Raw genomic sequence first — 22,063 nt, 5'->3', positions numbered from 1 at the left:
CACAATCCTCCTTGAGGTAAATCACGGTAGTTCAATTATAGGTGGCTCCGCATGCCGATATTTTTCGCAAGCGATATACCTTTTCAAATACTCTCTAGGTTGTGATCGCAAACGTAAACATACGTTCCACTAATGCCGCGGGTAAGAAAAACCGCATACGTATTTAAGATATACTTCTTTAATTCCTTGTCAGCTGCTCCTTGTCCACTTTAATCGCATGATCGTCCGAGCAATCGCAAGGTTGTATCGCAAACCTATTTTCCTCCGTGGAATTCGATCTCTTATTTGTCATATTATCTCTCGATTTAATTGGGAGAACAACCTCCGCTTTCGGCTAAAACGCAAAAAACTACGGCCGACCAGTTGACGTACATGAACTCGCCAGAATCGAAATAGATTAACCCCCGCCATGACATTACCCGTGCTTCGACACACAATTCCTTCGAGCCAAAATCGGTTGAAGCCGCCCAGTAACGGCCTGTCAGAACGCTAAAAGCGGGCAGCTGCCCGAATGGGCTTGCGTAACGGCCTGTCAGAACGCTAAATGCGGGCAGCTGCACGAATGGGCTTGCGTAACGGCCTCCCTGACCGCTAAATGCGGGCAGCTGCACGAATGGGCTTGCGTAACGGCCTCCCTGACCGCTAAATGCGGCCAACTGCACGAATGGGCTTGCTTAACGGCCTCCCTGACCGCTAAATGCGGCCAACTGCACGAATGGGCCCCTGCCGGGCCGTAAAGAGGGGTGGTTGAGTAGGGGTTCGCGCTTCCTTCGAGTTCATGTATGCGAATTGGTCGGTCATAGAAAAAATGCACGTCCCTATCTAAAGAACATGCGCGCTTAAATAGCCGGAATACAGGAAAATCGCCATGTTCGGCTTGAACACGGCGATTCATTGTCCCCGGCATTGGCGCTTCCGCATGCGAGCCGGTGGCGCCTTCAAAGGCCGAGCGCCTTGTTGCGATCGGCAAACTTGGCGCTGCTCGTAGACATGGGCGCCGACTTCGGTGCGGTCGGATCGAGGTAACGCTTGGCGCTGTTGACGGCTATCGCCGCGTCCGAGATCGCCCCGGCGATCAGATGCAGCTTGCTCGGATAGTTGGCCGCGTCGCCCGCGACGAAGACGCCCGGCAGCCGGGTCGCCAGCCGCTCGTCCGCGTCGAAATTCCAGGATGTCTTCTCCAATCCCCAGCGGACAATCGGGCCGTATTCGCTGCGCGTCCCGTGATCGACGAGCACCTCGTCGACCTCCATCCGTTCCCGCTCCCCCGCAAAATCGCCCTCCCCGTCGACCCGCGCGATCGTCACGGCTTCGATCCGGTTCCCGTCCCCGTGGAGCCGTTCGACGACGAACGGCGCGCGATACTCAACCGAAGGAGTCGGCCGGCTCCGGTCGCTTGGCTGCAAATCAGCGCGACCTCGCACAACAACGACGCGAGCCGCCAGCGCCGCCAATTCTTCGATTCGGACGGCGGAGACATTGCCGCTTCCGCAGCAGGACAGCAGCACGGTTTTGCCGCGCAGCCGCCCCGGGTCCGCCGTCGCCGCATAATGCAGGTTCGCCGCTTCGTACCGCTGCGCCCCTTCGATCTCCAGTCTTCTTGGCTGCGGCACGCCATGGCCAAGAGCCAAAATCAGCGCGCGGGTATGATGCCGCTCCCCGGACGCGGAGACGACCGTCATCGTCCCGTCCTCCCGCCGCTCAAGCTCGGCGATACGCTGCCCGAGCACGATCGTCGGCTCGAACGTTCGCGCCTGGCGGATCATCTGCTCGATCAGCCGCGCGCAGCGAATCGGCGGCACGCCCCCGACGTCCCAGACCGTCTTGTCCGCATACGAGCGCAGCCGGCCGCCAAGCTCGCTGCCCGCTTCGATAAGCTTGACGCTCATATCGCGCAGCCCGCCGTAAAAAGCGGCATACAGCCCGGCCGGCCCGCCTCCGATAATCGTGACGTCGAACCTCTCCATCCGGTCGGCCATGCCTCCTTCCTATTTGGGTCCATACGCCCGTCCCAGGCGAAATAGCAAATACATAAAGAACGGCGCGCCGACCGCCGCCGTGAACACCCCCGCGGGAATGTCCATTGGCAGAAACAACGTCCTCCCCGCCATGTCCGCCAGCAGCAATACAAGCGCGCCCACCAGCGCGGACACCGGAATAACCAGACGATAATCGTTCCCCGTCAGCCTGCGGGCGATATGCGGGGCGAGCAGCCCGATGAACGACATCGTGCCGGCGACGCCGACCGAAGCGCCGGCGAGCGCAACGCTGCCGAACAAGACCGCCATCCGGCTAAGCTGGAGCCTGCCGCCCAGCCCGACGGCCGCCTCGTCTCCAAGCGATTGCACGTTTAACGAATGCGCAAATCGCAGCGACAACGGAATGAACACGGCGACCCACGGCGTCAGCATTCGAATGTAGCTCCAATTCGTTCCGTAAATGCTGCCCGTCATCCAATTAAGCACCTGCGCCGCCAAATAGGCCGGACCGCTGATGAGCAGGAACGCCGTCAGCGCGCTTAACGCCGTCGACAGGCCGATGCCGATCAGAACGAACCGGAACGGCGTAACGCCCTTTTTCCAGGAGAGCGCATAATGAATCCATACAACGACAAAAGCTCCCGCGATGGCGACGAGCGGCACCAGATGGATGCTGTAGCCCGTAAACAACGTCATAAAAGCGACGACCGCAACCGAAGCTCCCCCCGTTACGCCCGCAAGATCGGGCGAGGCGAGCGGATTGCGGACGATGCCCTGCAGGAGCGCGCCGGCAACCGCCAGCGCCGCTCCGATCAGAATGGCCCCGACGATGCGCGGCATTCGCAGCTGCATCACGATAAGGTCGCTGCTCCCGGAATTGCGTCCCAGCAGCGACAGGAAAACCTCGCCGAGCGGAACTCTGACGCCGCCGACCGCCAGCGATATGGCAGCAACCGCCGCGGTCAGCAGGCTCAGCGTCGACAGAACGGCAATCGCTTTGCTTCGTCGCGATCTAATCATGGCGCCTCCCTCTCGCAACGCGAATCAGGAACGGTACGCCGATCAGCGCCATCGCGACGCCTACGGGCACCTCCTTCGGCAGCAGAATAAGCCGCGATGCCGTATCCGCCGCGACCAGCAGAATTGCGCCGGTCAGCGCGCAATAAGGCAGCAGCCAGCGATGGTCGCTGCCTGTCAGATGCCGGCACAGGTGCGGAACGACAAGCCCGACGAAAGCGATCGGGCCGGCCGCGGCGACGGCGCTCCCCGCCAGCAGCACGACGGCTGCCGCCGACAGCGCGCGGACGAGCCCGAGCCGCTGTCCGAGACTTCTTGCATTGTCGTCGCCAAGCGCCATCACATTAAGAGAACCGGACAGCAGCAGGGCGATCAGCAGGCCCGCCGCCATATAAGGAAGCACGATCATCAAGTGGTCCAGCTTGCGGCCGGATACCGATCCGATCATCCACAGCAGCGCGGCGTCGAGCGATTGCTTGTTGAGCAAAATGAGACCGGATGTGACGGAGGAAGCGAAGGCGGCGATAGAGGCGCCCGCCAGCGTCAGCCGGATCGGCTCGAAGCCGCCGCCTCCCGCCCCCAGCGCGAACACGCAGACCGCCGCGGCGGCCGCTCCCAGGAAGGCCGTCCACACCATGCTGCCCATCGTCATCGACGAACCGAAAGCCGTCAAGCCGACGACGATCATCAAGGAAGCGCCCGAATTGATCCCGAATACGGAAGGCGACGCCAGCGGATTCCGCGTCAGCACCTGCATCACCGCGCCCGCAACCGCCAGGCTTGCGCCTACGGCGGCAGCGATCAGCGTGCGCGGCACCCGCGAGGTTCTCAGAATCAGCTGTTCGTTGGAACCGTCGAACCGGGCGTAAGCCGTCCATATATCCGCCAGCTTATACGTATGTACGCCGAACAAGAGACTGCACGCCATACCTACCAGAAGCAGCAGCGCGCCGACCGCCAATCCGGCGACCTTCCGATTGCCGCCCTCCATCCAAACCGTCATCGCTGTCCACACTCCCGCCCGGCTGCCTGTCCGACGCCTCGGACCGTTCCTTATTCAATGCCGAAATAGTTAACCAGCTCGTCCAGCAGCAGGTTCGCGGCTTCGATGCCGCCGGACGAATTCCAGATCGCCTCGTCCACTTCGACAACTTTGTTCGCTTTGGCCACGTTCAAATTTTGGAACAACGGATCGTCCATCCACTCCTTCACCACTTGGTCCGCGTCCGTCTTGCCCGCGACTCTCGTGACGAAGTAGAACAGGACGTCGCCGTCCATGCTCGGGATCGTCTCCTTCGACATCACTTCGATCGAGGAATCCTTGTCTTGGGAAGCCGGACGGGCAAAACCCAAGTCGTTCAGAATGGCGCCGGAGAACGACAGCTTCTGATAGATGCGAACCTGGGAAGCGGAGAAACGCGCGACCGATACTTGCGTAGCCGTCTTGTCGCCGAGCTTCGCCTTGATGTCCGAGATTCGCCGATCGTAGGCCGCGAGCGCTTGCTCGCCTTCCGCCTGCTTGTCGACGGCTTCCGAATACAGCTTAAAGTTCGTCTTCCAGTCGCCGCCCAGATCCTCCGAGAACACGGTCGGTGCAATTTGCGACAGCTGCTCGTATATTTTCTCCTGCCGGGCCTTGTTGCCGACGATCAGATCCGGCTTCAGTCCGGCGATCAATTCCAGGTTCGGCTGCAGCTCGTCCCCGACGACGGTCACATCCTGCATGTCGTCTTTAATAAAGTCGTACCACGGATCGCCGACCCAGGAGGACACCGCTCCGGCCGGCTTGACGCCGAGCGCCAGCAGCGCTTCGGTCCCTTCGTTGGTCAGAATCACGACGCGCTTCGGCGTTCCGGTCAGCGTAATCTCGCCCATCGCATGCTTGACGACCCGCGGCGCTTCCGCTTCCGCTTGAGTCGGCGATGCGGCTGCGGCGGACGCCTGGCTGGACGACGGGGTCGCGGCTTCTCCCGACGCGATGGAATTCGCGTTGCCGGCCGTTCCGCAGGCGCTGGCCAAAACAAGGAAGCTTAACAACATGGCTGCTGCCATCGACGTTCTGAATCTTTTGTGCATAACTGACGTTTTCCCTCCGGTATACTGAGAATGATTATCATGATCGTTATAAATATACCGTCGGCGCAGTTTGGCGGCAATGGGATATGTGGACGGCAAGGATGGATTATGCCGACCGTTCGCTTGGCGGCGTTCCCGTTCCTGGAAAACCGTCGGCGCCACCCCTTCGATTTTCTTGAACATCCGGCTGAAATAATAGCTGTCCGAGTACCCGACGGCCTCGGCGATTTCCCGCAGCGTAAAATCGGTATCCAGCAGCAGCTCCTTCGCCCGGTCCAACCGTATGCGAATCAAATAATCGATCGGGCTCGTGCGCTGCCGGCTCTTGAACGCCCGCAGCAGCTGGCGCGGATTGCAATCGAGCGCGGCCGCCAGCGAAGCGAGCGTGATCGGCTCCCGATACCGCTCCCTCAAATAACGCGCGGCCTGCTCCGTCAGGTCCGGCTTGACCGGCCGCACCCCCTGCTCCTCCATCTGCGCAAGCAGCTCTTGCACGAATTGATAGAACGTCGTCCTGACGCGCAAAACCTCCAGCGAACCGCCCTTGCTCCAGCCCGCCGTCATCGCTTCCACCAGTCCGTACAGCGACAGCGGATAGGTCGGAGCGAACGCATACTGCAGCCGGAACGGGTTGTCGCGCTCCAGACGCTCGATCAGCTCCTGACGGGATTTTATCGGCAATAGCGCCTGATATAAAATGAGTCCGTACTCGAACCGCTCTTCCGCCTCGATGTCGAGACAAAGCCCCTTCCCGCCATGCAGCACGTTAAACCGTTCCGCCCGCGCCGGCTTCCCGTCCAGGCTCACCTTGGCGCTGCCCCGGATCACATATATAAAAGCGCTGGAAGGCAGCAAATACGATCGCAGCGCATCTCCTTGAGACATCCTCGTATGGCGTATATCGACGATCCGGATATATACCTGGTTCCACAGCGCAATCTGCGTGCCCATGTCCACCTTGTCGTTTCCTCTCCTTCTCGCTCCGCTCCGCCGACCCGGGCCGCTTGGACCGCCCTGCCCGCTGCCGGTCGGATTTTTCTTTTGATCCCATTATAATTGATAATCATTCTCATCACCAACAAAAAAGTGAATCCCTCCGAATACAAGCAAAAACGCTCTCGGCGTCCATCGGACGGGAGAGCGTTTTTGTCGGCAGAGTTAAAGCTCCTATCCGCCTCTCGATAAGACCGGCATCAACACTTCATCCACCAGGCTTGTCAAATACGCCGGCGTTACCTTTTCATCGCTGATGATATTCTCGAACCGCAAAAGGTTAAAGGGCAAATTCATCTGCATCGTTGTAAACTCATGCGAGATTTCCCCGTTCCGCTTGGCATATTCCTCAATCTTCTTCATGACCTCTATATTACTGCTCCGGGCCTGCGAGGCCCATACCTGGAACTGCTCGTTATTCCGGCTTAATTCGGTCAGCATGGCGCTAAGCATCTTCGGCCCCACGGCCTCGAAAAAACGCTGGTAGAGGCGTACGAGAGCCAATAAATTGGCGCGCAGGCTCCCCTGATCCCGGAACAAATCGTTTATTCTGCCTCCAAGAGCCTGAATCGTTTTGTATCGAACCAAGGCATGCAGCAGCTCCACGGGGGTTTCATAGCGGCGATAAATGACCGTCCGGCTGGTTTCCGCCCGCTTGGCGACATGCTGAAAGGTCATGCCCTCATACCCGGTGGTCTGGATGATCTCATAAGCGGCCTCCAGAATCGCCGCCTCCAATTCCTCTCCCCGTTTGCGTTCGTTCTTCATTGCCCTTTCCCTCCCGCGACTTCCTGCAATCAGTTTACCACACCTTAAGATACATATTGTACTTTATATGCGATAGAGGTATACTCGTTTCGTAGATAAGATACAATTTGAACCTTATTGAGAGTTGGAGAGGATGGATAGTATGGGAAAGAAAAAAGGAGAGAAGCTGCCGAAGGATCTGGTTCGCATCGCGCTTGTGCTGGTGCTTGGAGCCATCGCCCCGATGCTGGATACCACGATGGTGAACATTGCGCTGAACGATTTCGGCCGGGATTTTCATGCCTCGCTCGACACCGTCCAGTGGATTATGACGGGGTATGTGTTGGCGATGGGAATCGCCGTTCCCTTCTCCGGGTGGCTGGTTCAGCGCTTTGAAGGGAAATCCGTCTATCTCGCCGCTGAGCTGCTGTTCCTGATCAGCTCCCTGCTCGCGGGATTTTCCTGGAATGTCGAAAGCCTGATTGCGTTCCGGCTTGTTCAAGGGTTCGCCGCAGGGCTGATTATTCCGCTGCTCACCACGCTGCTGGTACAGACAGCGGGACAGAACAATATGGGGAAATTGATGGCCATCGTGGGCCTGCCGATCATTCTCGGTCCCATCCTCGGGCCGGTCATCGGCGGGTTGATCGCGGAATACGTCTCGTGGCGCTGGATCTTCTTCGTGAATGTTCCGGTCGGACTTATTGCCATGTATTTTATCCGCATGAAGCTGCCGCGTTTCCCGGCCTCCGACAGACGGGCTGCGCTGGATTGGATCGGCATTCTGCTGCTGGGCGGACTCTCCGCCAGTTCTATCTACGGGATCTCGCAGGCTGCGTCAGGCTCCGGATTCGGCAATGCGGCCACGATCGGATTCCTGGCGTCGGGCGTCGTTTTGACCGTCGTTTATGTCTTGTACGCCTTGGCCCGTCCCGCTAAAGCGATCGTCCCTTTGCGCCTGCTGCGCTTCCGGAGCTTCACCGCCTCCGTCTTTGCCTTGTTCCTGGCGGGTACCGGGATGAACGGGGCGATGCTGCTGCTGCCTTTATTTTTTCAAAACATCCGGCACGACACGGTTATCCTCGCCGCGCTCTCGCTGGTCCCTCAAGGCCTGGGCATGCTGCTCGCCAGACCTCTGATCGGGACGCTGACAGACAGGATCGGGGCCAAAATTGTCGTATTGTGCGCCCTTGCGATTACGTTGGTCGGAACGATTCCATTCGTCTGGTTCTCGGCAGGCGTTCCTTACTGGGTGATCGGCGTCGTGCTGTTTGTCCGGGGCATCGGGATTGGCGGGATTACGATCCCCGTGATGACGGATGCCTATACGGGGCTCTCTCGCCAACAAATCCCGCAAGCGAGCGTCGCCACGCGCATTATTCAAAATATTGGCGGAGCCTTCGGATCGGCCGTGCTGGCCACGGTTGTCGCCAATCAGATGAATCAAGCCGTCCCCGATCTCGCTCATCCGGCTTCCGCTTACCAAACCGGCTTCCTTGTCGCCAGCGCAGTAACGGCAGTCATGGTCGTTCCCGCCTTGTTTTTGACGAATAAAGCCAAAGCAGGAGCCGGAGCCAACATGTAAATGGGGACCGCTCTGCACGAAAGCGGCGGCCTGGAGAACGCAAAAAACGGCATCACTGCCGTTTGCGCTTAAGGTATGGCGGAGCCCGAAGAATCGAACGATTGGATGACGCTAACTCTTTCCCTTGGCCGCGATCTGCCGGGCAACGCGTTCCCCGAGCTCCGGGCACGCTTGGGCCAGATAACCTATCACAATCCGCTGCAGCTCCGGCACGGCAGCTCCAAGATCGGAGGCAATGTTGTGGACGAGGTGCTCCTGAAGCACGGGCGACAGCGAGTTGTAAAATTGCCCCGGCTGCGTGAAGTCGTCCCCTTTGGGAGGCGCGGTACGCTCGAGCCGCCCTGCCACATAGTGGCCGGTGCCGCTTGTTATCTCGTCCGACGGCTTCCAGTTCGCCTGATGGTTGATCGGGATGCTGCGGAAATCCGGCCCCAACCGAAAACGCTGCGAATCCGTATAAATATTGGCGCGGCCTTGAAGCACTCTGTCGAATGAAAACTCGGCGCCCTCCAGCATATTGGACGGGGAAAAGGCCAGCTTCTCCACCTGCTCCTTATAATTGTCGGGATTGCGGTTCAGCACCATCCTGCCGACCGGAAGCAGCGGGTACTGCCGAGCATCCCACACTTTCGTATCGTCCAGCGGATCGAACGGCAGCGCAGCTTCGTCCTGCGGATTCATAAGCTGAACATACAGCCCATATTCGACCTGCTTTCCTTGGGCAATGGTGTCATAGAGATCCTTGCCCGCGTAATCCGGGTTCTCGCAGGCGAGCCGCGCCGCCTCCTCGCTATCGATATACTGCGCGCCGGCTAACGGAATCCAGTTGTATTTCACATAAGTACGGACATCCTGCCCGTTCTTCCAAACATAAGTGCTCACGCTGTAACCCGGAATGTGACGAAAGCTCTTGATCGTTCCCAGGTCTGAGTACAGCTGCAGCACGAAATGCGTCGCTTCCGGATTTTTCGCGTAGAAGCTCCAGAACCGGTTGGGATCCATCAGGTTGTTGACGGGCGACGGGTTGAGGGCGCTGACCGTCTCTGCAAACCGCATCGGGTCCCGAATCGTAAACACGGGAAGATGGTTGCATATTAAGTCGAAGATACCTTGCTCGGTATAAAATTTAGTCGAGAACCCGCGTACATTGCGCGAAGTGTCCGGCGTTCCTTTGTTGCTGGCCGCCAGCGAGAATCGGACGGCGACGGGTACTTGCTGGCCCGGACGCTGGAGGAAACAAAGCTTCGTGTAAGCCGCCATCGAGTTAATCGTCTCGAAATAACCGAAGGCTCCGAAGCCCTTCACATGCAATGGGCGCTCCCGCAGGGTCTCGTGGATAAACGTTTCGTTTTTTTCATGCAGCATCGTGTCTTGCTCCAGAATCGGGCCGCGCTCTCCTACCGTCTGCGAGTAACGCTCCGGATGAGGACCGCCCTTCCATTGCGAAGGAGCCGTTCCTTGCCAGCTTTGATTGTTCGTCTGATCGCGCGAGTTCCTGTCGTCCATTCCTCGACCTCCATGTCTACATTCTCATCCATATGTATGCATGGCCATAGGGAGTTATGACTGCGCGCCCAATCGCGTCCAATGCCGATGCAAGGGAAAATAAAAACGGCATCTCGAATGATTAATGTGTCTAAAATTACCTCGCAGTTATAGTTTTTGCAAGTCAATTCATCTGGTTTTATTGGAGCGCCAATTTTTCAGTGGCGGTGGTATATTTTTTACAAAGATCCCAACGATTCTTAGGAAAACTTGCTATCTGCTTCTCAACCTTTTCACTGTGAGCGTCAGAATGAAGGCTTGCGTTTTCCAAACGCTATCGATGATTTTCGGCCTGCAGGCGGTCGTAGTCAGCCGGAATCAAATTCAATTTTATTTATATAAATTTCTCTATTCGTTTCCTGCTTTTGAGCTATTTCGTAACCCCCTTCAGACATTGTTGATAAAATGCAAAATAAAAACTCTTCCCGAGAGAAGTGCTTGTTTGATGCACGCTGCGGTCGAGTGGACTCGAACCGGATCGGCCTCAGCGGTCTCTCGCCGGCTCGCACGCCGCCCCCGCCGATGATAATTACTCAGGACCGAGCAGGTAAATCGCAGATTCCAATGCCAGGGCAAGCTATGTTCCCGCGCTCCGCAAAATGTTGGCTGCCAACTCGTCGCCGGCATCCATAGCCTTCGACAAATCCGCGGCCATAATTTCGTTTATTCGCTTCGTCGGGATACCATTCGGATAACAGGGAACGCCGGCTGCCGCCATCTCCCGTTCCGCTTCCCTGAACTCTTCAACTTTGAAAAGGATGAAAGACTTTTATATATCATCGTTTCTTCATACTTCGTCCCTAAAAAATAGCTGCTCTCTCTCCCCGAAAGGGGGAAGAAGCAGCTATAACTAACAAAATCATAAAGAAGCCCTCGGCGAGGCCATGGGAAAAAGCTGCGGATAGGCGGTATACCGTTTGCACCCAGCAGCCAGCACCCAGTCGCGCTCTTTGTCAGTCGGCGACTTTTTTAATACACTCGATCAGCCGGTTCTCAATCTCCGCCGCAATATCCATCAATTGTTCGCTTTCCATCAGTCCAATTAAAGCCGTCGGTCTCGGAATGCCTACTTTGGTAACGCCATTTTCCTCATATACCGCCACCTTGCACGGAAGAAAATATCCGGCCAACGGACTTACGGATACTACGCGTTTGGCTTCGATGGGGTTACACACCTCTAGAATGTGATATATCCGATCGAACTCGACGCCCTTCTCCAGCAGCTTTTCCTTCATGTCAACCTGCCACAATACACCAAACTTTTCCGACTTTAAGCTGTCTATAACGGCATTGATGGCCTGCTCGGGCGTCTTTTTCGTTTCGACCGTATAATGGAACATGGGATATTTTCCTCCTGTCTTTATACTGGTGTTCACCTTATCAGGTCATCGACTCTTCACAAGCAGTTCGATGGCTTCTTTCACAATAGCCCCGGTATCTTGGCCTGCTTCCAGCTCGGCCAAAATGCACTGCTGCAAATTCTCGGCGACGATCTGGGCAATCGCTTTGTCCGAAGCGTTGCGTACCGCCGAAAGCTGAGCGACGACTTCCTTGCAAGGTTTGCCTTCCTCCATGAGCCGAAGCACGCCGCGTACTTGTCCTTCAATTCTGCGCAGGCGGACCTTCAATTCCTCCGTATAGGTATAATTCATCCCCGCATCACCCCGTTTAATCGTCTGAAATCGCACATACCCCTATAGGTATTATAGTGAAAGGCAATGTCTCAAACAAACGATTCGAAACAGCCTATTTGCGAATTAACTTGCCATTCCAGCCACCAAGCCCGCCTTGCAGGTGCGCGAGGTCCTGGCAGCCATTCTTCCGCAAAATTTGAGCTGCTGTTTTACTGCGCATTCCGCTTTGGCAATAGAGAAGAAGCGGCTGGTTCGGCGGAACCATCTTCGCCGCGGAAGCCGTGCATAACCGCAATCATTCGGGAAACTCTAATCCTGTCATGGATTTTTTCGGTAGAAGGGAGTCGCGCAGATTGCCGAGCCAGCGTCAGGAAAAGATTTTGGCCATCGTCTGCTTTGCCGTTGCGGCCATTCTACTGCTCTCATTCTTGCGACATTTGATCTGAACCGCTCAAGGAGTTGAATTATTCGTTGCCTGCTTACGATCCCGTACTCTATGCCCGGATATTGACATTCGCTACTTTGGCCTTTCATATTGTCTTTGCTACAGTTGGCGTCGGCGTGCCGATTCTGCTGGCGCTGGCCGAATGGATCGGCATCCGACGCAAGGACCCCCACTACCTGCTCATGGCCCGCCGCTGGGCGCGGGGCTATACGATTACCGTCGCCGTGGGCGTAGTGACCGGAACGGCTATCGGCCTGCAGCTCAGCCTGCTGTGGCCTGCCTTTATGGAGATGGCCGGTCAGGCAATCGCGCTTCCGTTGTTTATGGAAACGTTCGCTTTTTTCTTCGAAGCCATCTTCCTTGGCATTTATCTGTATACATGGGATCGCTTCAACAACCCGATGATTCATTTTCTGCTCCTCATACCGGTCGTTCTCGGCTCGAGCGCCTCGGCCTTCTTCATTACGACGGTTAACGCCTTCATGAATTCGCCCGTCGGCTTTCGGCTGGAGAACGGCATTCTGACCGACGTGCAGCCGCTCGTTGCGATGTTCAATCCGGCCACGCCGAGCAAGGTCAGCCATGTCTTGCTGAGCGCCTACCTCACCGTAGCCTTTATTCTGGCCGCCTTCGCGGCGCGGGGACTTCTGCGGAACCGCAGGCATGAGTATTACCGCAAGTCGCTGAAGCTTAACATGATCGCGGCGGCGGTTTTCGCCTTGGGGACAATCGCAGTCGGAGACTTGTCGGGCAAATACTTGGCCGAATATCAACCGGAGAAACTCGCGGCGGCCGAATGGCATTTCGAGACATCGCGAAGCGCCCCGCTCATCGTGGGAGGCATTCTCGACAAGGAAACCCGGCGTGTCTCTTTTGGGCTGAAGCTGCCCTATATGCTCAGTTTCCTGGCACATGCCGATCCGCATGCCGAAGTCATCGGCCTGGACCGGTTTCCGGATGACGAAGAGCCGCCGCTTGTCATTCATTATTACTTCGATCTGATGGTCGGAATCGGCATCTATTTGCTGATTGTATCTGCGCTGGCTGCCATCGGGAGCGGCTGGCGCAGATTCAAAACGCTGGCGGATAATCGCTTGCTGCTGAGAGGCGTATGGCTCGGAGGACCGCTCGCGATGCTGGCGATCGAGTTGGGATGGATGTTCACCGAGAGAGGAAGGCAGCCCTGGATTCTCGTTGGCTTCATGAAGACAGGCGAAGGCGCCACGACGTCCGAACACGTCGACCTGATGCTGGTGCTGTTCTGCTCGCTGTATTTGATGCTCGGCTTGACCGTGGTGCGCGTGCTGAGCCGCATGTTCGCCAATCGTCCGCCCGAAGCGGAATTGAATGATCCCGTGGCGCCGAGATTGAGCGCGCAGATTGAAGAAGAGTCGGAGGAACCGGAATCATGAGCTACGAACTGATCGGCATTGCGGTACTGTGGACGTTTCTGTTCGGTTACCTGATCGTCGCCTCCATCGATTTCGGCGCGGGGTTCTTCAACTATTACAGCACGGTTACGGGGAAAAATCATCTGGTCGGGAAAGTGATTTACCGTTACCTCTCTCCTTTCTGGGAAGTCACAAATGTGTTCCTTGTGTTTTTCTTCGTCGGCGTCATCGGCTTTTTTCCCCGCACTGCTTACTATTACGGAACAGCGCTGCTCATACCGGGCAGCGTGGCCATTATCATGCTCGCGATCCGCGGTGCTTACTATGCTTTCAATACGTACGGCTTGTCCCAGCATCGCAGCTACATGTTTCTCTACGGGGCAACCGGCGTGCTTATTCCGGCGGCACTCTCGACCGTGCTGACGCTTTCGGAAGGCGGTTATATCGAAGAAGTACCTGGCATCGCCGGCGGTTCGCGAATTCGTCTCGACTATGCCGAGCTGCTGCTGAGCAGTTACTCCTGGAGCGTCGTGCTGCTCGCTGTCGTGAGCGTGCTGTACATATCGGCCATGTTTTTGACCTATTATGCGGCATCCGCCAAGGATGCGGCGGCTACCGAGCAATTGCGGCGGTATGCACTCGCCTGGAGCCTGCCGACGATCGTCAGTTCCTTGTTCGTGTTCATCTCCATTCGGGAACACAGCCGCTGGCATTTTGACCATATGATCCGATGGAGCCCGATGTTCGTTCTCTCGTTTTGTTGCTTCGCCGGTGCCGTCGTGCTGGTCTGGCGGCGCATACGATACGGCGCCGCCTTCGGCCTCGTTATGCTGCAGTTCGCATTTGCCTTCTACGGCTACGGGGCAGCGCATCTCCCTTACCTTCTGTATCCTTATCTGAATATCAAAGACAGCGTGACCGGCGACGCAATGGCCTGGGCGTTGATCATCGCTTTTATCGCCGGATTTTGCCTGCTCCTTCCTTCCCTCATCCTGCTGATGCGCCTGTTCCTCTTCGATGCCAAGTACGTGCAGGACAAGCTCATTCTCGAGCAAGGCAAGGAACGAGCCGAATAGGATACAGTACAATTTCAAGCAATCGCTCAGGGGCTCAACTTTTACGGATTTTTCTGAAATTGCGGATCGTGGTGAGAGAGTAACGAAGGAACAACCGGGGAAAGCATCTGTACAAGAAGGTCAACACACCTACGTAGGACGGGAAAGCAATGATCGCGCGATTTTTCTCGACTCCCCGCAGTACAAGACGGGCTGCTTGCTGCGGGTCAACCATTTTGGCGAGGATTTGCGAAATGACATCCGCAGAGTCGGCGTTGAAAGTGCGCATGTTGTCGATCATGGAAGTGCGGATATAGCCGGGGCAGATAACGCTTACTTTAATGCCCAAATCCAAGCCTTCGCAGCGCATGGTCTCCGACAACCCGACAACACCGAATTTCGCCACCGTATAGGGCAGATTGGTCGGACCCGGCACGAGGCCGAAGCCGGAAGCGGTGTTCACAATATGCCCATAGCCTTGTTTTGCCATGACTTGAAAGGCATAATGAGACCCGTGAAGAATACCGGTCAAATTAACGTCCAATACCTTCTTCAATTCATCAAGCGGCAAGTCCCGAAACTCGCCAACTACCGTTATGCCGGCATTGTTGAACATATAATCCAATCTTCCGTATTGCGCCAATGCTGCATCAATAAGAACTTCTATCGATTTGGAGTCTGTCACATCCACATAGGAAGCGATCGCCGTACCGCCATGATTCGAAATCTTCTGTGCGACATCCCGCGCGGCTTCTTCATTCAGGTCGGCAATGACCACGCAAGCTCCCCGATCCGCTAATTGGCTGCATACTTCCCGACCAAGCCCAGACCCGCCGCCTGTAACCAAACAAACCTTCTCGCGAAAGATACTCATTTTGCATTCATCTCTCCTACCGATTTTGTTTCGCCCGTTCGAGACATTTCTCCCATTATTATACACGAAACGCGAGTAGGCTGAGCAGTGTATGGCTTGGAACCCCTGTCAAGACAGCAGATCAAGAAAACTTTATCCGATACCTGTTGGAAAACGGATACGCCCGTCATCCCGTAAATGGACGGATTCGCAAATAAAAAAAGAGCCTGCCGTTTGCAAGCTCACTGAATCTTCCATTCACGGTAGCGGACGAACCCCGACTTTATCCTTTTATCGCCCCCTCAGCTATACCTTGAACAATGTAACGTTGAAAAAGCAGGTAGAATACAATTACAGGCAGAGAAGTTAATACCAGAATCGCCAAAATGGAGGACCACTCCGTGTTATAAGCACTAAAAAAGCTGCTTGCCGCAAGGACAAGTGTATAGTTGTCATAATTGGTAATCATGATGAGAGGAAGCATAAAATCATTCCAGATCCACAGCAAATCGAGGATCGCAACGGTCATCGTAATGGGCATCAACAACGGGAAAATAATATAGATGAAGATTTTGAACTGGCCGTGGCCATCCATTTGGGCTGATTCTTCTAACTCACGCGGAATGGATTTAACAAAACCATGGTAAAGGAATACCGCGAAATTTACGCCAAGTCCGGTATAGATAAGCGGCAAGCCATAGATAGAGCCGTTAATTCCGACTAACTTGGATATCTCGATCAAGGAAAACATAATGGAGAAAAAAGGGATCAGCATAGATCCGACAAACAAGAAGAATAAAAAAGCGCTTAGTCTGCCGGGAACCCTCGACAATTTATAACCCGCCAAGGAGCCGCAAACGATAATACCGATCAGGGACAATAAAGTAATAATAAAGGTATTATAAAAATTATGCAGAAGATGAACTTCCGTTAGCACATGCGTATAATTCTCCCAATGCAGCTTCCTCGGAAGCGACAGCACGGACTTGAACATTTCTCCCTGTGTTTTTAACGAATTCATCAAGGCAAGCAGCAGTGGAAACAGGAAAAAGACGGTGATCGGCAGAAGGCAGGCGTAAATGAACAAATTGGATAAACGCTGTCTATTCGTCATGCTTCCACCTCTTTTTTCTTAAAGATGGACACCTGAATGAAGGTGATAACCAGAATAATCGTAAGCAGAATCATCGCTTTCGCTGTTGCGAAGCCAAATCGCATATCTCTTGCAAATCCCTCCTGATAAATGTTCAACGCAATGACCTCCGTGCTGTACCCCGGTCCGCCTTGGGTTAAGGCATAAACGACCTCAAATATTTTGAACGAGCCATTTAAGGTGAGGAACACACAAATGGTTATGGCGGGCATCAGCATAGGCAGCACAATGTGGATAAATTTCTGTAAAACGGATGCCCCGTCGATCATTGCCGCTTCTTGAATGTCTTTAGGCACACCTTGCAAGGCCGCGATATAAATGACCATGAGGTAACCCGAACCCTGCCAAATCGAAACAATTAGAATGGAAAAAAAAGAGACCTTGGGATCGCCGATCCATCCCTGATTAAAAAAGGTCAGAATCGTATGGTCCGCAATGTAAGGAAGTACCTTGGCGAAAATAAACGCCCACATTAATGTGGTGATATATACACTAATCATGTTAGGCATGAAAAACAAGGTCCGGAACAGGAACTTGGTGCGCATTCTGCTCTCAACAAGCAGCGCTAATCCTATGCCTATGGCATTCTGTGCAATCACGATAACAATCACATACTGCAAGGTATAAAATAAAGAATGGATAAATCGCGAGTCCTTGGTTAAGGCTTCAACGTAATTGCTTAGGCCCACAAAATTGTGATTTTCATATAATCCGTTCCAGTCCGTTAAGCTATAATAAATCCCTCCGAGTGTCGGGATGGCCAGAAAGATTATAAAGAATAATAAAGCGGGTGCCGTAAAAGCCAACAAGGCGAGCCAAGGTCTATTTCTTTGGACTTGCATTAAAATCACCGCCTGAATAAATGATAAGTCAGAAAGGAGATCCGATCGCGGAAGCCGTACGAACCGGTTCCGCCGGAGCGCGTGACGGATGAGCAGCAGCGAACGGATCGAATTGGCCCTCCTTGCAGCGAGAAGACAGCAACGCCTTGAGGTGTGCCGTCTTCTCATCCGTTATCGCCCCCGCCGCAATCCTTTATTTGCTAATTTCCACTGATTTCTTCCATATTTCATCCAATTGCTTAATATATTCTTCTTTCGACAGCTGTTTTGCAAAGTATGCTTGGGATAGCTTGCCATTGGCTTCGTTCGCCGCCGAAGGGAGCTCTTTTCCGAAATAAGCATGACCGTTTGCCATATACGTTTGACCTTCTTCGGTCCAGGGCTGAACTTTAATTGCTTGTGTTTTGGATACCTGATTAAATTGCATAGCTTCAAACAACGCGGACGAATCCTTGTCATCAAGCACATAGTTTATAAAATCGATGGCTACTTCTTTATTCGGGCTTTTCGGATACACTGCCAAGGTTGTGGTAGCTGCCACAATTACTTTTGTACTGGCAGGGTCGTCGTTCACAGGAAGTGGGGCAAGTCCAAGATTGAAATCCGGGTTCACCTTCAAAATATTTGCCGAATACCATGGACCGGTTATCATCATGGCCGCATTCCCGCTTGCGAAATCTGCCACGCCATCCTCTACGCCTACCTCAAGCGGGCGTTTAGTTCCATTGGCATTCACCAAATCAAAGATATCAAATACCCCTTTGTCGACCACCTCTTGAAAGGAACCTTGACCTTCGGCCATCCGTTCCCACCAATCCGGAATTTCAGTGTCGGCGATGGCATTCATGGCCAGAAAAGTTACCCAGCCCGGCACATAGTTATCTTTGTAAGCCAGCTCGAAGGGGACAATCTTTTTCTTATTCAACGTATCCACAACCGCCATCATTTCGGATAGCGTTGCGGGCACCTTCAAGTCATTTTCCTTAAAAATGTCTTTGTTGTACAAATACCCCCAAGCGAAGGTTTCCAGAGGTAATCCGATAACTTTGCCATTGATGGTTACTACTTCCTTCGCGCTGTCCAGCAATTTGCCGACGAAGGGCTGATCCGAAAGATCGGCTAAATATCCCCCCTTTTCGAACACTTTGCCTTGATTCACGATATGAAGGCAGAAAATATCAGGCGCATCTCCGCTTGCCAAACGGGTAGTCAAAAGGTTCGGGTCAGACGGCAACTCCAGATTATAAGTGACCTCGATGTTCTTCTCGGCCTTTTCTTTTAGAGCAAATTGCTTCAAATAGCCATCGAACGAATCCTTGAAACGCCCAAGTCCCGGCAGCATAATGTTGAGCTTGACGCTCCGAGCTTCTTGATTCACTCCGGCTTCCGAATTGTTACCGCTTTCAGTTGAAGTCGAAGGACTCTTGTTGTCGCTTCCACATCCCGCCAGCAAACCTCCCGTTAACGCTACAAGCAACAATGCCGATGTAATCCTTTGTTTCATTTTTGATTGCCTCCCTCTATTTAAGCGCTTTCCTTATATTAAAGGGATTCTTTTTCTTTGTAACTGTAGGATATTAGCGGATTGGAATGGAAAATTGTGAACCGCATTCATGGCTTGCGAATCGACATTGGCGAAATATCGTAATATTTTTTGAAAACCTTATGGAAATAAGAAACGTCCTTGTAGCCTACGGCCTGGGCAATCGTTTTGATTTGCAGCCGGCTATCCTCAATGAGCTTCCATGCTTTTTCCATCCGCAGACGAAGCAAATAATCCATCAAATTCTCCTTATATTGCTGCTTGTAAGCTTTACTTAAATACTCTCTACTGACAAAAAAACGATTCGCCAATAACTCCAAGGTTAAGGGCTCAGCGTAATGATTTAATATAAATTCTTGAATAACCGCCATATTCAGTTTCTTCCGATTCTTTCTTCGATCCGCCAGAATAGCTAAGGTTTTATAGTAAAAGCCGGAAATCGCGCGCGCCGCTTCCTCGGAATGACCCTCAAAAGACAAGCGGTTAATTTGCTCCAGGATTTCCTTGATCTCGTGGGTCTCCTCCACGCTATCAGCAGCAATAATGACTTCCAGATGCAGGGTCAATTCACTATAAATTCTCCGCCATTGTTCCGCGGTGCACTGGGGGAATGCGGCCTCCAGCTTGCCGAGACAGGCCTCCAGCTCTTGCTTAATGGGCTCGAATTCGTTCTCCGTAAACAGGACGCTTAGTCTTCTTTTGCAGCCGGCAAGGATGAAGATCGCCTCTCCCGGAAGCTGAACCGTCGTACCCGCGATCGGGTTCTGCTGCTGGCTCTGTTTTATTTTTTGTATACACAATTCCAGCGCATGCTTCAGTTCGAGCGGATCTACAGGCTTTAATAAATATTCCGCAGCTCCGGATCGGATCGCCTGTCTCGTATATTGGAAATGATCATAGCCGCTTAACACCATAATTTGAATCGGCTTTTCCCATTGCTCCAGATGATGAAGCATCTGCGCTCCGTCCATAAGCGGCATATTCATATCCGTAATGACGATATCCGGGTCAAGCTCCTTAATAAGCCGCAGCCCATCCTCTCCATTCTCGGCCTCCCCGACAATTTCGATCTGCAGCTTCGCTTCCTTTACCCATTGTTTAACTAATTCTCGAGTCCAATGCTCATCCTCTATAATCACTAACCGCTTCAATTCGGTCACCTCGCTTATCCGGGGAATAATAGGGAAAATCGAGCGTAATCCGAGTGCCCTGCGCCAATTTACTCTCTATCTCCAGTCCGGAATTGTCGCCGAAGATTGCTTTCAGCCGGGCATGAATGTTGGTTAACGCCATACTCTCTTGAATATCGATGACCTTACCCGCTTCCTGTGCCAATTTCTGTCGAATTTCGTCTAATCGCAGCTCTGATATGCCTGTCCCATTATCATTTATGATGATTTTAAGTCGCTCGTCGTCCAGATAAGCTTCAATCTGAATCTCCCAGCTGCCTCTTTTATGGGGAAAAGCATGTTCAAAGGCATTTTCGACAAGCGGCTGTAAGGTTAATGGCGGCAGCAGCGCGCGATCAAGCCCGGGAGTCATCTCGATTTTAAAGTTAATTCTATCCTTGAACCGGAATTCTTGAATCCGCAAATAATTTTCCACATGCTCCAGTTCTTCTCTCAGCGTCACCAAATCCTGCCCCTTGGTCATCGTATACCGAAACGACTGACTAAGCGCTTGAATAATCCGATATATTTCCGGCATATTCCTTACAATAGCCATCGCTCCAATAGATTGCAATGCGTTATGCAGGAAGTGAGGATTGATCTGAGCTTGCAGCGCCTTAAGCTGGGCGGTTCGTTTCTCAATATGCAGCAGATATCTCGATTGAATTATTTTTCCGTATTTCTGCTCCAAGAGGCCAATTTCATCCGTGCGATTGCTCTCAATGAACCTGTCGCTGTTGGTTTCCTCCGTCAAGGAGATGGCACGGATCAGCTTGAGAATCGGCGCGGATGCCCGATTGGCAATATTGACCGAGGCAACAACGGAAGCGAGGATTACGATAAATCCGACGGCAATACTAAACGACAATGTCCCCCTGCTACTCTCCGCTACAAGACTGGTCGGAATCAGCTTCACCAAATACATATTCCCTCTTGCAACCTTTTCATAAAAAACATAATGAGAATTCGACTTAAAAAATAAATCGTCCGGATAGCTTTTCATTCCGGTAAAAATCACCGAAATATCCATGCGGGGCTCCATAGAGCCATAAGGCCGATACACGACTCTCCCCTGCTCGTCCATCACAAGAATAAGACTTTTATCCTCCGTTTTGAGGGACTGAAAAACTTGTCCGAACGCACTCCATTTCACAAATAGATCAACCCCGCCACGGATTTCATGGTCGATAAAGCGATAAAAGGTGCGATACATGTGGAAATTCTCCTCTTCGGGGCTGCCCACGACATAAGCCGGTTTAATATTCCCCAGTCGATTCCAAGGCCGATGTTCGCTCTGGCGCAGCAAAACATGTCCAACGCCATTTCTAAGAGCATAGGATTTGTCCGTTTCTTTCTTGTAAAGGGTAATTTCGTCAAAGCTATTGAGATTGGGCAAATATAAGGTGCTCAGCGTTGAAAAGATATAATTCTGAATCATGAACAGAGAAGCAGCCGCTTCTTCGCTTGAGGTTTCCATGTAGTGGGTAATGTCCTTGTCAGCCATAACGGAAAATAAAATATTATCTAAAAACTCCAGCTGATCGTCCATAAATAGGGCAGAAGTTTCGATTTTCGAGGTGTTGGATTGGATAATCTCCGCTTCCAGTTTATTCCGCGCATCTGTTATAGCAAAGATTATAACCGCAATCAAAGGCAAACAAGTGATCAAGATCATCAGTACAATCAGCTTCCTCCGGATGCTGTTCGTAAAAGGTTGGATCACCTTTCGACTGCGTTCCAGAAGCTTCAAGCGTAAGCGGTTAGGCATACAAATCCGCCTTTCAATGGCATTCTTAAATTCCTATCTCTATTGTACGATGGCAAAGCGAATTGGCAATTCTATAATTAGGGTGCCGTAAGCGAAATTTCGCTCCCTGAATATGCATTATTCTAATACGGCAGATAGATCGCTAATGTATATTGCCGGGTATACAAGACGGAAAGCAGGCGGAGGACCCGCCTGCTTTCTGTCTTGACACTTTTAAATTGAAGCTAGGGCGTGTATGCAAACCCGTTCAGAGGCATCTATCACCGCC

19 protein-coding genes are annotated in these 22,063 nt (G+C 53.2%); 3 read left to right on the top strand and 16 right to left on the bottom strand.

Features of this window, described 5'->3' with window-relative positions; translation table 11 throughout:
* Positions 1-83: 83 nt before the first annotated feature.
* The 6 genes from ACFFT4_RS24220 to ACFFT4_RS24195 form a co-directional block, all read right to left on the bottom strand.
* Positions 84-170 (bottom strand): DNA/RNA helicase domain-containing protein, encoded by an 87-nt coding sequence (locus ACFFT4_RS24220; RefSeq protein ID WP_378051638.1) that lies wholly within the window; start codon positions 168-170, stop codon positions 84-86.
* A 768-nt stretch (positions 171-938) separates the two neighbouring features.
* Positions 939-1,979: an NAD(P)/FAD-dependent oxidoreductase gene (locus ACFFT4_RS24215; protein ID WP_378051491.1), complete on the bottom strand. Its 1,041-nt coding sequence runs from the start codon at positions 1,977-1,979 to the stop codon at positions 939-941.
* A gap of 9 nt (positions 1,980-1,988) precedes the next feature.
* A complete protein-coding gene (locus ACFFT4_RS24210; RefSeq protein ID WP_378051490.1) occupies positions 1,989-2,999 on the bottom strand; it encodes a FecCD family ABC transporter permease in 1,011 nt (336 codons plus the stop codon).
* Complete coding sequence (locus ACFFT4_RS24205; protein WP_378051489.1) at positions 2,992-3,999, bottom strand: FecCD family ABC transporter permease; 1,008 nt, start codon at positions 3,997-3,999, stop codon at positions 2,992-2,994. Before ACFFT4_RS24205 ends, ACFFT4_RS24210 begins: the two co-directional genes overlap by 8 nt.
* Before the next feature lie 50 nt (positions 4,000-4,049).
* On the bottom strand, positions 4,050-6,023 hold the full coding sequence (locus ACFFT4_RS24200; protein WP_378051637.1) for an ABC transporter substrate-binding protein: 1,974 nt from the start codon (positions 6,021-6,023) through the stop codon (positions 4,050-4,052).
* A 216-nt stretch (positions 6,024-6,239) separates the two neighbouring features.
* A complete protein-coding gene (locus tag ACFFT4_RS24195; protein ID WP_378051487.1) occupies positions 6,240-6,833 on the bottom strand; it encodes a TetR/AcrR family transcriptional regulator in 594 nt (197 codons plus the stop codon).
* 142 nt (positions 6,834-6,975) lie between these two features.
* Between ACFFT4_RS24195 and ACFFT4_RS24190 the strand changes: the two genes are divergently transcribed.
* Positions 6,976-8,397: an MDR family MFS transporter gene (locus tag ACFFT4_RS24190; RefSeq protein WP_378051486.1), complete on the top strand. Its 1,422-nt coding sequence runs from the start codon at positions 6,976-6,978 to the stop codon at positions 8,395-8,397.
* 111 nt (positions 8,398-8,508) lie between these two features.
* On the opposite strand, the gene ACFFT4_RS24185 is transcribed toward ACFFT4_RS24190, so the two are convergent.
* The 4 genes from ACFFT4_RS24185 to ACFFT4_RS24170 all read right to left on the bottom strand — a co-directional run bounded on the left by ACFFT4_RS24185 (position 8,509) and on the right by ACFFT4_RS24170 (position 11,841).
* Complete coding sequence (locus ACFFT4_RS24185) at positions 8,509-9,903, bottom strand: catalase (protein ID WP_378051485.1); 1,395 nt, start codon at positions 9,901-9,903, stop codon at positions 8,509-8,511.
* A 992-nt stretch (positions 9,904-10,895) separates the two neighbouring features.
* Positions 10,896-11,282 (bottom strand): DUF302 domain-containing protein, encoded by a 387-nt coding sequence (locus ACFFT4_RS24180; RefSeq protein WP_378051484.1) that lies wholly within the window; start codon positions 11,280-11,282, stop codon positions 10,896-10,898.
* Positions 11,283-11,327: 45 nt separating this feature from the next.
* Complete coding sequence (locus ACFFT4_RS24175) at positions 11,328-11,594, bottom strand: metal-sensitive transcriptional regulator (RefSeq protein ID WP_378051483.1); 267 nt, start codon at positions 11,592-11,594, stop codon at positions 11,328-11,330.
* Between the two features lie 94 nt (positions 11,595-11,688).
* Positions 11,689-11,841 carry a rhodanese-like domain-containing protein gene (locus ACFFT4_RS24170; protein WP_378051481.1) on the bottom strand — a complete coding sequence of 51 codons (153 nt, stop codon included), beginning with the start codon at positions 11,839-11,841 and terminating at the stop codon, positions 11,689-11,691.
* A 206-nt stretch (positions 11,842-12,047) separates the two neighbouring features.
* Between ACFFT4_RS24170 and ACFFT4_RS24165 the strand changes: the two genes are divergently transcribed.
* Both ACFFT4_RS24165 and ACFFT4_RS24160 read left to right on the top strand, forming a co-directional pair.
* Positions 12,048-13,433, top strand: coding sequence for a cytochrome ubiquinol oxidase subunit I (locus ACFFT4_RS24165; RefSeq protein ID WP_378051479.1), 1,386 nt, complete (start codon positions 12,048-12,050; stop codon positions 13,431-13,433).
* Positions 13,430-14,488, top strand: coding sequence for a cytochrome d ubiquinol oxidase subunit II (locus ACFFT4_RS24160; RefSeq protein ID WP_378051478.1), 1,059 nt, complete (start codon positions 13,430-13,432; stop codon positions 14,486-14,488). The genes ACFFT4_RS24165 and ACFFT4_RS24160 overlap by 4 nt, the downstream gene beginning before the upstream one ends.
* Before the next feature lie 34 nt (positions 14,489-14,522).
* Here ACFFT4_RS24160 and ACFFT4_RS24155 read toward each other — a convergent pair whose 3' ends face one another.
* The 6 genes from ACFFT4_RS24155 to ACFFT4_RS24130 form a co-directional block, all read right to left on the bottom strand.
* Positions 14,523-15,341 carry an SDR family NAD(P)-dependent oxidoreductase gene (locus ACFFT4_RS24155; RefSeq protein ID WP_378051477.1) on the bottom strand — a complete coding sequence of 273 codons (819 nt, stop codon included), beginning with the start codon at positions 15,339-15,341 and terminating at the stop codon, positions 14,523-14,525.
* Between the two features lie 262 nt (positions 15,342-15,603).
* Positions 15,604-16,434: a carbohydrate ABC transporter permease gene (locus ACFFT4_RS24150; protein ID WP_378051476.1), complete on the bottom strand. Its 831-nt coding sequence runs from the start codon at positions 16,432-16,434 to the stop codon at positions 15,604-15,606.
* Entirely contained in the window at positions 16,431-17,315 is an 885-nt protein-coding gene (locus ACFFT4_RS24145; protein WP_378051636.1) for a carbohydrate ABC transporter permease, read from the bottom strand. Before ACFFT4_RS24145 ends, ACFFT4_RS24150 begins: the two co-directional genes overlap by 4 nt.
* Positions 17,316-17,508: 193 nt before the next feature.
* The gene (locus ACFFT4_RS24140) at positions 17,509-18,819 is read right to left on the bottom strand and encodes an ABC transporter substrate-binding protein (protein WP_378051475.1); all 1,311 of its coding nucleotides are present in this window, start codon (positions 18,817-18,819) and stop codon (positions 17,509-17,511) included.
* 107 nt (positions 18,820-18,926) lie between these two features.
* Positions 18,927-20,009 carry a response regulator transcription factor gene (locus tag ACFFT4_RS24135; RefSeq protein ID WP_378051474.1) on the bottom strand — a complete coding sequence of 361 codons (1,083 nt, stop codon included), beginning with the start codon at positions 20,007-20,009 and terminating at the stop codon, positions 18,927-18,929.
* Positions 19,981-21,795: a sensor histidine kinase gene (locus ACFFT4_RS24130; RefSeq protein ID WP_378051473.1), complete on the bottom strand. Its 1,815-nt coding sequence runs from the start codon at positions 21,793-21,795 to the stop codon at positions 19,981-19,983. Before ACFFT4_RS24130 ends, ACFFT4_RS24135 begins: the two co-directional genes overlap by 29 nt.
* Positions 21,796-22,063 lie beyond the last annotated feature (268 nt).

It is taken from the genome of Cohnella cellulosilytica (assembly GCF_042431195.1).
Classification (GTDB): domain Bacteria; phylum Bacillota; class Bacilli; order Paenibacillales; family Paenibacillaceae; genus Cohnella; species Cohnella cellulosilytica.
The sequence above is the reverse complement of the archived record's forward strand: the minus strand, read 5'-3'. Positions and strand labels throughout refer to the sequence as shown.